This is a genomic window from Streptomyces sp. CMB-StM0423, assembly GCF_002847285.1.
GTDB lineage: Bacteria > Actinomycetota > Actinomycetes > Streptomycetales > Streptomycetaceae > Streptomyces.
In genome coordinates this window covers 262692-276849 of sequence record NZ_CP025407.1, presented here as the reverse complement: position 1 = coordinate 276849, position 14158 = coordinate 262692, and the positions used below count along the sequence as shown (strand labels likewise).

At 73.5% G+C, this 14158-nt stretch carries 13 protein-coding genes; 5 read left to right on the top strand and 8 right to left on the bottom strand.

Going from position 1 to position 14158, the window contains the following annotated elements:
• The first annotated feature begins 27 nt into the window (after positions 1–27).
• Together CXR04_RS01150 and CXR04_RS01145 are read left to right on the top strand one after the other, a co-directional pair.
• On the top strand, positions 28–1062 hold the full coding sequence (locus CXR04_RS01150; RefSeq protein WP_101420043.1) for a glutathione S-transferase family protein: 1035 nt from the start codon (positions 28–30) through the stop codon (positions 1060–1062).
• A 24-nt stretch (positions 1063–1086) separates the two neighbouring features.
• Entirely contained in the window at positions 1087–1950 is an 864-nt protein-coding gene (locus CXR04_RS01145) for a hypothetical protein (RefSeq protein WP_234379973.1), read from the top strand.
• Positions 1951–1986: 36 nt separating this feature from the next.
• Here CXR04_RS01145 and CXR04_RS01140 read toward each other — a convergent pair whose 3' ends face one another.
• The 4 genes from CXR04_RS01140 to CXR04_RS01125 form a co-directional block, all read right to left on the bottom strand.
• Complete coding sequence (locus CXR04_RS01140; protein WP_173534908.1) at positions 1987–2526, bottom strand: NUDIX hydrolase family protein; 540 nt, start codon at positions 2524–2526, stop codon at positions 1987–1989.
• A 22-nt stretch (positions 2527–2548) separates the two neighbouring features.
• Positions 2549–4612: a discoidin domain-containing protein gene (locus CXR04_RS01135; protein ID WP_101420042.1), complete on the bottom strand. Its 2064-nt coding sequence runs from the start codon at positions 4610–4612 to the stop codon at positions 2549–2551.
• A gap of 227 nt (positions 4613–4839) precedes the next feature.
• Positions 4840–5682 carry a dioxygenase family protein gene (locus CXR04_RS01130; protein WP_101420041.1) on the bottom strand — a complete coding sequence of 281 codons (843 nt, stop codon included), beginning with the start codon at positions 5680–5682 and terminating at the stop codon, positions 4840–4842.
• A 92-nt stretch (positions 5683–5774) separates the two neighbouring features.
• Positions 5775–6686, bottom strand: a complete 912-nt coding sequence (locus tag CXR04_RS01125; RefSeq protein ID WP_101420040.1) for a helix-turn-helix domain-containing protein — start codon at positions 6684–6686, stop codon at positions 5775–5777.
• 96 nt (positions 6687–6782) lie between these two features.
• On the opposite strand from CXR04_RS01125, the gene CXR04_RS01120 reads away from it, so the two are divergent.
• The 3 genes from CXR04_RS01120 (at position 6783) to CXR04_RS01110 (ending at position 11065) form a co-directional block, all read left to right on the top strand.
• A complete protein-coding gene (locus CXR04_RS01120) occupies positions 6783–7757 on the top strand; it encodes a LysR family transcriptional regulator (protein ID WP_101420039.1) in 975 nt (324 codons plus the stop codon).
• Positions 7758–7894: 137 nt separating this feature from the next.
• Entirely contained in the window at positions 7895–9241 is a 1347-nt protein-coding gene (locus CXR04_RS01115; RefSeq protein WP_101420038.1) for a carbohydrate-binding protein, read from the top strand.
• Between the two features lie 282 nt (positions 9242–9523).
• A complete protein-coding gene (locus CXR04_RS01110; RefSeq protein WP_234379972.1) occupies positions 9524–11065 on the top strand; it encodes an outer membrane protein assembly factor BamB family protein in 1542 nt (513 codons plus the stop codon).
• A 7-nt stretch (positions 11066–11072) separates the two neighbouring features.
• On the opposite strand, the gene CXR04_RS01105 is transcribed toward CXR04_RS01110, so the two are convergent.
• The 4 genes from CXR04_RS01105 to CXR04_RS01090 all read right to left on the bottom strand — a co-directional run bounded on the left by CXR04_RS01105 (position 11073) and on the right by CXR04_RS01090 (position 14074).
• Complete coding sequence (locus tag CXR04_RS01105) at positions 11073–11249, bottom strand: discoidin domain-containing protein (protein WP_234379971.1); 177 nt, start codon at positions 11247–11249, stop codon at positions 11073–11075.
• On the bottom strand, positions 11177–11872 hold the full coding sequence (locus tag CXR04_RS01100) for an alkaline phosphatase D family protein (protein WP_234379970.1): 696 nt from the start codon (positions 11870–11872) through the stop codon (positions 11177–11179). The genes CXR04_RS01105 and CXR04_RS01100 overlap by 73 nt, the downstream gene beginning before the upstream one ends.
• Before the next feature lie 306 nt (positions 11873–12178).
• The gene (locus tag CXR04_RS01095; protein WP_101420036.1) at positions 12179–13516 is read right to left on the bottom strand and encodes an amidohydrolase/deacetylase family metallohydrolase; all 1338 of its coding nucleotides are present in this window, start codon (positions 13514–13516) and stop codon (positions 12179–12181) included.
• Between the two features lie 57 nt (positions 13517–13573).
• Positions 13574–14074: a RidA family protein gene (locus CXR04_RS01090; protein WP_101420035.1), complete on the bottom strand. Its 501-nt coding sequence runs from the start codon at positions 14072–14074 to the stop codon at positions 13574–13576.
• Positions 14075–14158 lie beyond the last annotated feature (84 nt).

Here is a 14158-nt window from a genome sequence, read left to right as displayed (position 1 = left end):
TCAGGCAGGTCGACGAAGGAGCCGGCGATGGGCAGCAGCGCGAGCGACGGGGCGGGCCAGGGGAACACGGAGTACGGCAGGAAGCGCTTCAAGCGGTCCCGCAGCCACTTCGCCGACCGGATCACCGCGGCCGGCGAGGACGGCTGGCCCGTCGAGGCCGGGCGCTACCGGCTCGTCGTCAACCGCGCCTGCCCCTGGGCCAACCGCACGCTGATCTCGCGGCGGCTGCTCGGCCTGGAGCCCGCGATCTCCATCGGCGTCACCGACCCGATCCAGGACGACCGGAGCTGGCGCTTCACCCTCGACCCCGGCGACCGCGACCCGGTGCTGGGCATCCGCTTCCTCAGCGAGGCGTACGACGCGCGCGAGACCGGCTACCCGGGCGGCGTCAGCGTCCCCGCGATCGTCGACGTGCCCAGCGGCAAGCTCGTCACCAACGACTTCCAGCAGATCACCCTGGACTTCGCCACCGAGTGGACCGCCCTGCACCGCGACGGCGCGCCCGACCTCTACCCCGAGGCGCTGCGCGACGAGATCGACGAGGTGATGGACGGCGTCTACCGGAACGTCAACAACGGCGTCTACCGGGCCGGCTTCGCCACCACGCAGGACGAGTACGAGGTCGCGTACCACGACGTGTTCCGGCAGTTGGACGAGCTGTCCGCGCGGCTGTCCGGCCGTCGCTACCTCGTCGGCGACACCATCACGGAAGCCGACATCCGGCTGTTCACCACCCTGGTCCGCTTCGACCCCGTCTACCAGGGCCACTTCAAGTGCAACCGCAACAAGATCGCGGAGGACCCGGTGCTGTGGGCGTACGCCCGCGACCTCTACCAGACCCCGGGCTTCGGCGACACGGTCGACTTCGACCACATCAAGCGCCACTACTACGAGGTCCACACGGGCATCAACCCCACCGGCGTCGTCCCCGCCGGGCCCGACCTCTCCGGCTGGCTGACCCCGCACCACCGCGAGCACCTGGGCGGGCACCCCTTCGGCGACGGCACCCCGCCGGCCCCGCCGCCCGAGGCGGAGCACGTCCCCGACGCCGGCCGCCCCTGACCCGGCGGCCGCAGCGGTGCGCTCGTGCTCCGCGGCGAGGCCGGGATCGGCAAGTCCGCGCTGCTGGAGTGGACCGCGGGGGAGGCGGCCGGGCTCGGCCTGCCGGTGCTGCGCGTGACCGGCGCCGAGCGGGAGGCGGAGCTGGGCTTCGCGGGGCTGGCGGAGCTGCCGCTGCCGCGGCTCGGCGCCCGGGACGCCGCGGACCTGCTCGCGGACCGCGGGTTCGCGCCGGAGCTGCGCGACCGGATCGTCGGAGAGTCGGCGGGGAACCCGCTGGCGCTGCTGGAGTTCGCCACCGCGGCCGGCACCGAGCCGGGCGCCGCCCCCGGGGCGCGGGAACCGCTGCCGGCCGCCGACCGGGTGCTCGCCGCGTTCCGGGCCCGGCTCGACGGCCTGCCCGAGCGGGCCCGGCTGATGGCCGTGCTCGCCGCCGCCGAGGCCCGCGGCGACCTGCCGCTGCTGCTGCGCGCCGCTGACGCGCTCGGCACCGGACTCGACGAACTCGACCGCTCCGGGCTGCTGCACACCACCGGCAGCGCGGTCGCCTTCCGGCACCCGCTGATCGCCACCGCCGCGTACCGGGGTGCGCCGCTGTCCGCCCGGATCGCCGCCCATCGCGCGCTGGCCGGGGCCACCGGCGACCCCGACTGCCGTGCCCACCACCTCGCGGCCGCCACCACGGCCCGGGACGCGGGCGCCGCCGCCGAGATCGCGGCGGCGGCCGAACGCGCCCGGCGCCGTACCGCCTACGCCGCCGCGGCCGGCCAGTTCCGGCGCGCGGCGCAGCTCGCCCCGGACCGCGGCGACCAGGCGGCGTGGCCGGTCGCCGCGGTGAGCGCCGCGGCGTCGGCAGGACGGCTGGAGTGGGCCGGCCCGGCGGACGGCTGAGGCGGCGGCGGCCCGGGGGCCGGGGAGGAGGGGCGCTCAGGAAGAGACGTATCCGACGTGCGCGAGCGCCTGCTTGAGCAGGTGGCCCTGGCCGCCGGGCATCTCCTGCTGGACGACCGGAGAGGCCGCCTCCTGGGGCGTGAACCAGACGAAGTCCAGCGCGTCCTGCCGCGGCCGGCAGTCGCCCGCCACCGGCACGATGTACGCCAGCGACACCGCGTGCTGCCGCGGATCGTGGTACGGCGTGAGGCCCTGCGTCGGGAAGTACTCGGCGATCGTGAACGGCTGCGGCGACGACGGCACCCGCGGCAGCGCCACCGGGCCGAGGTCCTTCTCCAGATGCCGCAGCAGCGCGTCCCTGACCCGCTCGTGGTGCAGCACCCGGCCGGAGACCAGGGCGCGGCTCACCGCGCCGTCCGGGCCGATCCGCAGCAGCAGGCCGACGTGTGTGACCTCGCCCCGGTCATCGACGCGCACGGGCACCGCGTCGACGTAGAGGACCGGCATCCGTGCGCGCGCCGACTCCAGCTCCTCGGGAGCCAGCCAGCCGGGTGTGGTTTCGGTCAAGTCAGCCATTGGCCGATCTTACGCCGAACCGTCAGCGGGCGTGGACGCCGACCTCGTAGAGCGAATAGCCGTGCCCGGTGCCCCGCTGCACGCCGACCACCCGGACATAGCGGGCGTCGGTGGCGTCGAACACCGCGGTGTCGAGTCCGCCGTCGCCGCTCTCCGTGGCCCACACCGTGCGCCAGGCGTTCGCGTCCGCGGAGACCTCGACGCGGTACGACTTGGCGTAGGCCCGCTCCCAGTCGAGCGTGACCCGGCCGATCCGGCGGCTCTCGCCGAGGTCGAGCCGCAGCCACTGGTCGTCGTTCCAGTGGCTGGCCCAGCGGGTGCCGCGGTCGCCGTCGACGGCGCGGCCGGGGGCGTAGCTCGTCAGCAGGCTGAACTCGGTGGAGCTGGCGGTCGCCGCGGCGCCCGCGGCGAGGTTCGCCGGCCGCTCGTGGCTCTGGGTGGCGCCCCAGGTCGTCAGATACGACTCGGCGCCCGCCATCAGGTCCTCGACCACGTCGCCGCCGCCGTGCAGCCGCATCTGCTCGATCCAGTCGGGTACGAGGCCCGCGTGCGCGCCGCCGTCGGTGTTGAAGTCCCAGGTGCGCTCGCCGGTGACCTGCCGGTCGAGGACTGAGCCGCCGTCGGCGCTCCTGAAGGGGTACGCGACCTTGTCCGGGGCGTCCGCTCCGCGGGGCGCGGGCCAGCCGCCGACGCCGTTCATGTCGGTGCCGTACCCGTATCCGGCGCCGTACTTGTCGCGCAGCTCGGCGCCGCGCCGGCCCTGCTCGACGAAGTCCTCGGCCGCGTTCATGTACTGGGCGGAGAAGCCGCCGAGGCGGTAGAGCCGCTCGGTCCAGTCCAGGTCCATCCAACTGTGGCTGGACAGGACGCCCGGATACGACCCCGACTCCAGGATGTCCAGCGCCCGGCCGGCGGCCTTGACGCTCATGTGGTCCAGCTCCAGCATCATGTTGCGGTCCATCATCCCGAGCACCGCGTACTCGCCGAGCCCGCTCAGCCCGCGGGTGTTGCACCGGGCCTCCTGGTCGTACGACGGCACGGACACCCCAGCGGGCAGCAGCTTCGCCGCCTCGGCGGGCGGGTCCGCCAGGCCGATGGGGTTGTCCTGCTGCCGGCCGGTGCACTTCTCCGTGGTCCAGAACGTGCCGGTGGAGAGGAACTGCCCGATGTTGACCGCCGCGCCGATCGTGCCGGAGTCGAAGCGCACGCCGCACAGCGCGTTGTCGAACTTGTGGCAGAGGAACATGCTGCGCACGCCCATGCCGTACAACTCGTCCAGACCGCGGTCGATGTCCCCCTTGTCGCACTGCGCGACGCCCAGCACCTGCTTGCAGCCGAACGGCTCGGAGGTCTCCACGCCCAGCACGACGGCGAGCTTGCCCTGTTCGACCACCGCGCGCGCCTGCTGGGCGTCGGTGACGATACGGAACCAGCCGCGGCCGGCGCCGCCGTACATGGCGTCGACGTAGTCCTGCATCTCGTAGGTCTTCTCGGCCTGCAGCCTGATCGAGTCCATCTCGTCGCAGCCGCGGTCCTTGGCCGGATAGACCGAGCAGAGCAGGCCGTTGGTGACCAGGTCCTGCACCAGGACCCGCTGCCCGCCGCGCCAGGCACGCTCCAGCCAGGCGTAGTAGTTCTGCTGGTGGCTGAGCGAGTCGTTGGCCGGCCAGTGCTCGAACGTCGGCCAGCCGACCGGGTCGTGGTGGCCGTCGGCGCCGCCGGTGACGTTCTCGAAGAGGGCGAGCGCGCCGTCCGGGTAGTGCTCGGGGCAGTCCTTCAGCGCCTCGGTGACGCCCCGCTGGTCGAACGGCTTGCCGCAGATGATCCGGCCGCCGAAGCCCTCGTTGGACATCACGTGGTTGTGCGCGTCGACGAAGCCGCGCACGTCGCCCTGGGCGTCGGTGCCGCGGAACGGCTCGCCGGTGACGTTCACCCCGGAGTCGGGGGCGGGCCGCGCGACGGGGTCCCACCAGTCGTTCGCCGCGGCGGCGGTGCCCGGCCCGGTGCCGAGCGCCGTCAGGGCGGCGAAGAGGACCGTGACGAGGGTGATCAGGCCGGCCTTGCGCAGGTACGGCTGTCGGGTCATGGGGGTCCCGCCTCCGGTGGCGCGAAAAGGTGAGGATCTTTTCTACGATTGAGTAACCAGAGGATCGCGGCGGATTGACGCCCCGTCAAGACGCGGGGGAGCGCTTTCCCGCACCGGCCGGAAACGCGTGGAGCCGCGCCGCCGCGGGCCGGGGAGGTGGGCCCCGGGTGCCGCGGCGGCGCGGGTCTGGGTGCGGCCCGGCCCGGATCGCGGACGGGCCGCGGCTCTCAGGCGGCCTGCCAGAGGGCGGGCACGTTCGGCGGCTCCCAGCCGGAGGAGGCCGTGTGCGCCTGGAGGCAGCGGTAGGTGACGCCGCCGTACGTGACGGTGTCGCCGGGCCGGTACGGGGTGCCGGCCGCCCAGGTGCCGCCGGGCGGGTCCGGCGGGTCCGGGTTCTGCCGCACGTTGAGCACGAAGTCGAACGTGCCCTCCCGGCCGCCTCCCACGTCCCGCACCGTCATGACCAGCGACGGGTGGAAGATCGTGTCGGTGTTGTTCCGCGGCTCGTTCGGGAAGTAGAGCTGCGTCGTCAGGATCGGGTTGTTCGGCGCCTGCACCTTGACGTGGATGTGGCGGGTGCGGCCCGGGTACAGGCCGGGCACGATCGTCTGCAGGCTGAACCGGCCCTGCGCGTCGCTGTACTGGTGGCCGCGGAAGCGGTAACCGGTGTTGTCGTACGCGCCGTTCACGTCCGCCTGCCAGAAGTCCAGCAGCGCGTTGGCGATCGGCTGGCAGGTGAGCCCGAAGACGTACCCGCTCACGGTCAGCCGGGTGCCCGGGGTGCCCGGGTCCACCAGCGAGGTGCGCTGCGGGGAGTTGGGCTTGAAGTACGGGCCCTCGGTCTGCTGCCGCGTCGGCGGGTCCCCGGGGTCGCACGCCTCCGGCGTCGGGGTCAGCTCGCCGCCGGTCTCCGCCCGGTCGCGGGCGAGGACGGGGGCGGCGGCGCCGCCGACGAGCAGCGGCAGCGGCGCGGCGACGAGCGCGGCCTTGAGCAGGTCCTTGCGGCGGATCCCGGACTTCTCCTGCGGCTGCGCGCCCTCGTCCGGTGCGGGCTTGTCCTGGTCTGTCACGGCGTCACGGCTCCTCGGTCGGGGGAGTGGGGTCGTGAACCCCGCGTCCGGACCGGCGCGGTGGCGCCGCATCCGGCGGGGCGCCAGTGACGCTATTCGGCCCCGCCGGGGCAGTCGATGGACAGAATCCGGCGATCGTGGTGATCCGCACGGGTGCCGCGGCGGTAGTCGCCGGGGCTGCTGCCGGTCTCCCGGCGGAAGAACCGGCTGAAGTACGCGGGGTCGGAGAACCCGGCCAGCCGGGCCACCTGACGTACGGTCAGATCGGTAGCGGCCAGCAGCCGCTTGGCCTCACGGGCCTGCGCCTGCCTGATCAGATGGCCCGGGGTGAACCCGGTGACCCGCTTGACCGCCTCGTTGAGATATCCCACGGAGACACCCACGCTCGCCGCACAGCCGCGTACGGACAACTCGGCCACCGCGGCGCCCGGTTCGGTCAGCAGCCGGTCGAACCGCCGGGCGATCTCCGCCGCCCGGCCCGCCGCGGGCCCGGCGTCGCCGCGGCCCTCCGGTTCCGTACGGGCCGTCCGGGACAGCCGGTCCGCACGGATCAGCAGCACGTGCAGATACGACTGGAGCACGCTGATGAAGCCGGGCGCCCGGCCGGCGTACTCCCGCGCCATCTCGGCGAAGAGCGCCGCGAGGATCCCCGCCGAGCGCGGGTCCGGGCTCAGCCACGAGACCCGGGACAGCTCGCGCAGCCGGTCCCGGTCCTCGGGCGTGGGCAGCAGGAAGTCCTCGGTGAAGATCATCACCCAGCCGTCGAGGCCGGCCGCCTCCTCCCAGTGGTGCACCTGCCCCGGGGTGACGATGCCCAGGTGGGGCGGGGCGATCGGCCATCTGCGCTGGTCGACCACGTGGTGCCCTTGGCCGGCGCGGACGTAGACGATCTCGTGGAAGGTGTGCCGGTGCGGGAAGCCGGCGCGGGACAGCGGGCCGATCGAGTCGAACGACCCGAGGGCGAAGGGGAGGACCTCCGGGGCGGGGACCTCCAGCCGGTGCATGGGGACGGGGTCTGCGGACACCTCGTGTTCACCCTCCTCGACATTGGTCCGGACCAAAAGGTTGCCGGGGCTGCCGCAGGACCGCAAGCTGACCGCATGGACCTGGAGTTGCGGCACCTGAAGACCATTCGGGCCATCGCCGAGGAGGGCAGCCTCACCCGGGCCGCCACCGCGCTCGGGCTCGCCCAGCCCGCGCTGAGCGCACAGTTGAAGCGCATCGAGCGCGCACTCGGCGGCCCGCTCTTCGACCGGGGCAGACACGGCGTGCGCCCGACGGCGCTCGGCGAACTCGTCCTCGACCGCGCCCGGGTGCTGCTGCCCGGCGTGCTCGAACTGCAGCAGGACGCCGTGCGGTTCGCGCGCGCGTGGGGCGGCATGCCGCGGTTCCGGCTCGGCGGCACCCACGGCCCGCTGCTCGGCGGCCTCATCGACCGGGTCGCCACCGCGCACCCGGCGACCCCCGTGACGACGTACACCCGCTGGTCGGTACGCGAGCTGGCCGGCATGCTCGCCGAAGGGCGGCTGGACTTCGCCCTGATCGGCGTCTGCGGCGACAGCCGCCCGCCGCTCACCGACCGGCTCGTGTGGCAGAACGTCGGCACCGACCCCGTCTTCGTCATGCTCACCGCGGAACACCCGCTCGCCGGGCGCCGCCAGATCGAGCTGCGCGACCTGGCAGGGGAGAACTGGACCGACGTGCCCGGCGACGGCTGCTTCGGCGACTGCTTCGCCGCGGCCTGCATCCGCGCCGGGTTCACGCCCGCCTCCGTGTACGAGACCGACAGCGCCTCCTGCGTCCATCTGGCCCAGGTGGGGCGGGCGGTGGGGCTGTGCCGGGCGACGTTCCCGCCGACCCCGGGGCTGGCCACCCGGCCGCTGGTGGGGCACCCGCTGAGCTGGCGGCACCTCATCGGCTGGCACCCCCAGACGCCCGCCGCCGGCACCGCCGCGGCGGTCACCGGCTACGCCCGCGCCGCGCACGCCGAGGCCGCGCGGCGCAGCCGCAGCTACCGCGAATGGCTGCAGGCGCACCCGGACTTCGGCACGGCGCCCGCCCCGGTCGCCGTCTGACGGGGGACAGGGCCTGCGGCTCCCACGCCCCCGCCGCCGCGGTTCCATAACGCGATGGCGGGGGCGGACTGGTATCTGCCGACCTGACGTGCCCATGGCTACGGTTTCGCGGTAATCACGAAACCAAGGAGACTTCCATGCTCCACAAACGGGTCATGGGCGCGGCCGGCGCCACCGTCGCCATCGGCGCGCTCGTCCTCGCCGGGCTCCAGGGAGCGGCCTTCGGGTCCGACTCCCCTGGCACGCCCGACTCGGCCTCGGGGCAGTACTCCCCGGGCCTGCTCAAGGCGATGCAGCGGGATCTCGGCCTCACCGCGCATCAGGCCGAGAGACGGCTGGCCAACGAGAGCGCGGCCGGCGCCGTCGCCGGCACGCTGCGGCTGTCGCTGGGCCGCAGTTACGGGGGAGCGTGGGTGTCGGGCAAGACCTCCGCCGACGTCGTGGTGGCGACGACCGACGCCACCGAAGCGCGGCGGATCGCCGACGAGGGCGCCCGGGCGAAGATCGTCGACCACAGCCTCGCCGAACTGGCCGCGGCCAAGGCCGGTCTGGACCGGATCGCCGAGCGCTCCTCGCCCGCCCACGTGCCCGTCTGGTACGTGGACACCACCGCCAACCGCGTCGTCCTGCACACCTCCAGGCCCGCCGCGGCCGAGCGCTTCGCCGCCGCCGCCGGGGTCGACGCGAGCCTGCTGAAGGTCCAGCGGTCCGACGAGAAGCCCCGTACCTACGCGGACATCGTCGGCGGCGACGCCTACTACATCGGCAGCGGCAGCCGCTGTTCCGTCGGCTTCTCCGTCAACCGCGGCGGCCAGAGCGGCTTCGTCACCGCCGGCCACTGCGGCACCGCGGGCGCCACCACCAGGGGAGTCAACCAGCAGGCCCAGGGCAGCTTCCAGGGTTCGACCTTCCCCGGCCGCGACTACGCCTGGGTCGGCGCCAGCAGCCAGTGGACCTCCACCCCGACGGTCAACGGCTACGGCACCGGCACCAAGCAGGTCCAGGGCTCCACCGAGGCCGTCGAACGCGCCTCCGTGTGCCGCTCCGGCTCCACCACCGGCTGGCACTGCGGCACCATCCAGCAGCGCAACTCCAGCGTCACCTACCCGCAGGGCACCGTCAGCCCGGTGACCAGGACCGACGTCTGCGCCGAACCCGGCGACTCCGGCGGCTCGTTCATCTCCGGCACCCAGGCCCAGGGCATGACCTCCGGCGGCTCCGGCAACTGCAGCGGCGGCGGCACCACCTACTTCCAGCCCGTCAACGCCGCGCTGCAGGTCTACGGGCTGACCCTGACCACCAAGGACGGCGGGCCGACCGACCCGCCCACCGACCCGCCCGGCGGCACCTGGGCGGCGGGCACCGTCTACAAGGCCGGTGACACCGTCACGTACGGCACCACCGCCTACCGGTGCCTCCAGGGCCATCAGGCCATGCCGGGATGGGAGCCGCCGAACGTGCCGGCGCTGTGGCAGGCCGTCTGACTTCAGGGCAGGACGGAACCACCGCGGCACCGCGCGGACCGGCAGAGAAGGGGATGAAGACGCCGCGGCGGCAGGCGGCCGGAGGGACCCTGGGGGTGTGCCCTCCGGCCGTGCCGCGTCCCGCGGCCCGGCCCCGGGCCGGTGTGAACTCCCGTGTCTGCCCCGGCCGTTGACGCCGGGCCTGGCTTCCGGGGTCCCGGCGCGTACGCCGCCGGGCGGGCCCCTACGATGGGGCGCCGATCGGCGGAGTACGCCGGCGGAGCACGGCCGGGGGGATGCAGCGTGGCTGACGAGTACGGGCAGAACGGGCAAGCGGGCGGCTTCGGACCACCACCGCCGCCGAACGGCCCCGGCGTGCCGCCCGGCACGCCTGCGCCGCCGCCGGGACCCCCGTCCGCGGGACCGCCGCCCGTCCCGCCGCAGCAGCCGGCCGGCGGACCGTACGGACCGCCGCAGCAGGCCCAGCCGATGGCCGCGCCCGGCATGCCGGCGTACCCCGGGCCGGCCGCCGCGCCCCCGTACGCGTACCCCGCGCCGCCCCCGCCCGGCTCCGGCGGCGGCAAGAAGGCCGTCGGCATCGTGCTGTCGCTGCTCGTCGTCCTCGCGGTGCTCGGCGGCGGCGCCGCGGTCGTCCTCCTCTCCGACGACGACGGCGGTGGCGGCGGAAGCAGCGCGCAGGACGAACTGCCCGCGAACGCGCTGGAAGAGCTGTGGTCCACACCGCTGGAGGGCAGCCACCTCGCCGGCGGCGACTCCAGCAGCCTGCCCGGCATGTGGCCGGCCGGCGACCACGTCGTCTACGGCGACGAGGACGGCGGCATGCGCGCGTACGACGTACGCTCCGGCAAGGAGAAGTGGCGGGTGAAGCCGCCCAAGCGCGCCGGCGAGCTGTGCGCCATGTCCCGCCGCATCAGCCCCGGCGGCATCGGCGCCGTCGCCTTCGACGCCGGCGGCGACGACTGCGCGTACCTCGCGGCCGTCGAGGTCGACACCGGCACCCTGCTGTGGTCGGAGAACCTCGCCGAGGAGTACGGCACCACCAACCCCGTGCTCGCCGTCAACGACTCCACCATCAGCACCAACATCGGCACCTACGTCAACAACTGGAACGCCAAGGGCGGCGGCCCCGGACTGGACTTCACCTCCCGCGGCCGGGACTGCGACTCCTCCCTCGTCCTCGGCGACGAGCACGCCGTCGGCAGCAGCGAGTGCACCGACGTCTCCCCGCGCCACCAGCTCACCGTCCTCGACACCCGCGGCGGGGACGATCCGTGGCGGTTCCCCGGCGTGGACCTAGACGTCCAGCGCGTCCTGGGCGAGAACCCGCTGACCGTGCTGCTCCAGGACGACGACGAGAACAGGTTCGTGCAGTCCTTCACCGACGACGGCGGGCAGGGCAAGCTGGTGCCGCTCACCGGCGACCTCGCCGAGCTGCAGTTCGAGGAGCACACCACCTTCGTCACCGAGGACGGGGTGCTCGTCGCCGAGTACGGGGACAACGTCCACTTCGCCGCCGTGGACCTGAAGTCCGGCGAACTGCTGTGGAAGACGCCGAAGAGCGGCTGGCTCCAGATGATCGGCTACGACGCCACCGACGGCCGGCTCATCGCCAGCGCGCAGCCCGAGGAGGGCTTCCACCTGGAGCTCACGGAGTACGACGTGCGCAGCGGCAAGCCGAAGGTCATCGGCGCGCTGGCGGTCAAGGGCCAGTCGATGGGCTCGCCGGCCACGGCCACGTACGCCTGGGACGGCAGCACGGTCTACGTGGTCGCGGACAACGCCAAGGGCCAGGCGGTGCTGCGCGCCTTCCGCGGCACCGCCTGACCCCCGTTCACCAGGCGGTGACCTCGGCGGCGGAGGCGTGGCTTCCGCCGCTGGCCGTGTGCGCTTCCAGGCGTACGTACCGGGCGTCGGCCGCCGCGAAGGAGGCCGTCTTCAGCCGCGCGTCCCGGTCCCAGGTGCCGGCCGCGACCTCGGTGAACTCCCGGCCGTCGGCGGAGACGTACACCTTGTACTGCAGGATCGTGCCGTTGAGGTCGCCGTCGACCCGCGGCTGCCGCGGGAGCCGCTGGTGCGGCTCACCGGGTACTCGCAGATGTAGTCCCCGAGGTGCGCGACCAGGTCGACGTCCTGGGCCGCGAGGTGGCGGTAGGCGGTGTAGAAGCCGTCCGACCAGCTCTGGCAGGTGGCGAACGCCAGCGTCATCGGCGTCAGCGAGCCGGCTTCCGGTGCGGTCTTCGTCCGGCCCACCCGGCTCAGCTCGCCGCCCGCACGGAACCGGTACCAGTACGCGCGGCCGGGCCGCAGCCCCGTCACCTCGACGTGGACGGAGTGGGCGAAGTCCCGCTTGGCGGCGGCCGTACCGCGGCGTACCACGCGGCGCATCCCGGGGTCCTCCGCGACCTCCCAGCGCACCGCCACGTCGCGCGGCGGCATCCCGCCGAGGCCGTCCTCGGCCAGCGGCACCGGCGCCGGCCGGGTCCACAGCACGACGCCGTGCGGCAGCGGTTCGCCGGAGGCGACGCCGAGGCTGAAGGGGTTGTCGTGGTACCGGGGCGCGGCGGTCGCGGGCGCCGGCGTGAACTGCGCGGCCGCGGCCATCCCGGCGAGGGCGCCGGTGAGCCGGAGCACATGCCGTCTGCCGGGGCGGGTGGGCCGCACGGGTCTGCCCGGGCGCCCGTGACGGGGGTGCAGGGGAGAGGCGGAAGACATCCGTGCAGTGTTGGCGCGGCCTGGATCAAGGTCAAGACCCGCCCGGCGAACGGGCGTTGAACCCGCGGCGGGCACGGGCCCGGGCCCTGTCCGGCACATAGCGCCGTCGGCCTTCTTGGCGGCACAGGCGGGATTTGCCAGCCGGGGCCTGGCAGCGCGGAGCCCCGGAGGGCGTCCCGGCTTGGGCCGGCCGGGACGCGCTCCGGGGCGGGGAGGGGTGGTTCCTTACTGGTGCTCGTGGTCCTCGGCCGCGCTGGCCTTCGGGGGGTTCGCCCCCGGGTACCACTCGTTCGCGGCCTTGCCGTTGAGGTCCCAGACGGCCTGGCCGGCGCGGAAGGTGGTCTCGGCGACCAGCTTCTGCTTGCCGTCGATCCGCCAGCCGAAGCTGTCGACGTAGCCGAAATTGCCCTTCTCCAGCGCGAAGACGGAGATGTCCGCGGGCGCCCCGACCGACAGGTTGCCGAGGTCGGGCCGCTGGATGGTCTGGGCCGGGGTCCAGGTGGACGCCTCGATGACGTCCTCCAGCGGCATGCCGAGCGTCAGGAACTTCGACATGACGTTCGACATGTCCTTCATGCCGCTGTTCATGCTGGAGATGTGCAGGTCGGTGGAGATGACGTCGGGCGTGAAGCCCTCCTTCATCCCGGGTACCGCCACGTCCCAGGAGAAGCTGCCGCCGCCGTGGCCGACCTCGAAGACGATGCCGCGGTCGCGGCCCTGCTTCATGGCCGGGTTGAGCTTGCCGTCCTTGCCCAGCTCGCCGCGGAGCCCGGAGAACATGTGCGAGTAGACGTCGCCGGGCCGCAGCTTCTCGTTGAGCAGTTGCGACAGCGGGCGCTCCGGCGTGTTCGCGCCGAAGTCGACCATGACCGGGACGCCGGCTTCCTCGCCCGCCGCGATGGAGTTCTCCACCGGGTCCCACTCGGGGCCGTTGTAGTGCGCCGTCTTGATGCCGACGATGGTCCCCGGGTTGGCCTTGGCCACCTCGGCCGCGGGCCCGGGCTTCATGTCCGCGAGGTCCTGCTCGTACGGGTGGCCCGCCATGCCCTTGCCCACGATGTTCAGGAAGGACAGCACCCGGGTCTTGGACTTGTCGATGACCTCGGTCTTGAACTGGTCGAAGTTGCTCGCGCCCGCCGAGCCGGTGTCCACGGCCGTGGTGACGCCCGCCCGGAGCGTGAAGCCGTCGGGGGCCACGCCGTTCCAGCCGTTGGCGTAGTCCTGCTTCGGCCCCGGGAACATGTGCGCGTGCATGTCGATCAGGCCGGGGGTGACGTAGTTGCCCTTGGCGTCGACCGTCTTCTTCGCACCGGAGGCGTCGATGCTCTGCGCCACCTTGGCGATCTTGCCGTCCTTGACGGCGACGTCACGCACGCCGTCGATGTCGTTCTTCGGGTCGATGACGTGGCCCCGCCTGATGACGAGGTCGTACGCGGCACCCTTGTCGTCGTTCCCCTCGGCCTGGGCGCCCGACGGCGCCGTGGCGCCGACGGTGGAGGCGCCCAGTACGAGGGTCAGCGCCGCGGGAAGTACCGTCCAGGAAACTCGCGATCTCACGTGCATGCCGGCTCGATTCCCCATCTCTGTGTCAGGTGGTGGTGGCGCGTGCGCTACGGATCGTCAGATGACGGCGATGCAGTCGATCTCGACCAGGGAGTCGCCGGGGATGCCGGCGGCGGCGGCGATGGTGGTGCGGACGCCCGGCTCCTTGCCCCAGCGGCCGAGGAAGACCTCGTTCATCCCGGCGTAGTCGTCCAGGGTGTTGAGGTAGACGTTGACCTTGAGGACCTTCTCCATGGACGAGCCGACCGACTCCAGGTAGCGCTCGATCTCGTTGAGCACGTGGTCGGTGTGGGCGCGGATGTCGCCCTCGAAGTGGGCGCCGATACCCGAGATGAAGACCATGTTGCCGTAGGTCACGATCGGGCTGAACAGCGGGTTCTCCGGCGGCTGGCCGCCACCGGGGTAGTGGACCTCCTTGCGCGGCGGCCGGCCGTGGCCCTTGCCGCTGCCCTGGTCGTTGTCGTTGGCCATCGCCTGGCCGCCCGCGACCACCGGCACGGCGGCCACCGCGGCCACCGGGGCCGCCTTGCGGATGAAGTCCCTGCGGTTGGAGGACATGCGTTACTCCCTGGTGAATGTTCGGTGCATGACACGTGGGGATACGGAGCCGCGCGCGCCGGCCGCGGCTGGCCGGCCGGCGCG

Bases quoted from the DNA above. Each gene is read 5' to 3' on its own strand.
- CXR04_RS01115 (WP_101420038.1), top strand. From the start codon at position 7,895: ATGCTCCACAAACGGGTCATGGGCGCGGCCGGCGCCACCGTCGCCATC.
- CXR04_RS01120 (WP_101420039.1), top strand. From the start codon at position 6,783: ATGGACCTGGAGTTGCGGCACCTGAAGACCATTCGGGCCATCGCCGAG.
- CXR04_RS01095 (WP_101420036.1), bottom strand. From the start codon at position 13,516: ATGCACGTGAGATCGCGAGTTTCCTGGACGGTACTTCCCGCGGCGCTG.
- CXR04_RS01150 (WP_101420043.1), top strand. From the start codon at position 28: ATGGGCAGCAGCGCGAGCGACGGGGCGGGCCAGGGGAACACGGAGTAC.
- CXR04_RS01135 (WP_101420042.1), bottom strand. From the start codon at position 4,612: ATGACCCGACAGCCGTACCTGCGCAAGGCCGGCCTGATCACCCTCGTC.
- CXR04_RS01140 (WP_173534908.1), bottom strand. From the start codon at position 2,526: ATGGCTGACTTGACCGAAACCACACCCGGCTGGCTGGCTCCCGAGGAG.
- CXR04_RS01125 (WP_101420040.1), bottom strand. From the start codon at position 6,686: ATGCACCGGCTGGAGGTCCCCGCCCCGGAGGTCCTCCCCTTCGCCCTC.
- CXR04_RS01090 (WP_101420035.1), bottom strand. From the start codon at position 14,074: ATGTCCTCCAACCGCAGGGACTTCATCCGCAAGGCGGCCCCGGTGGCC.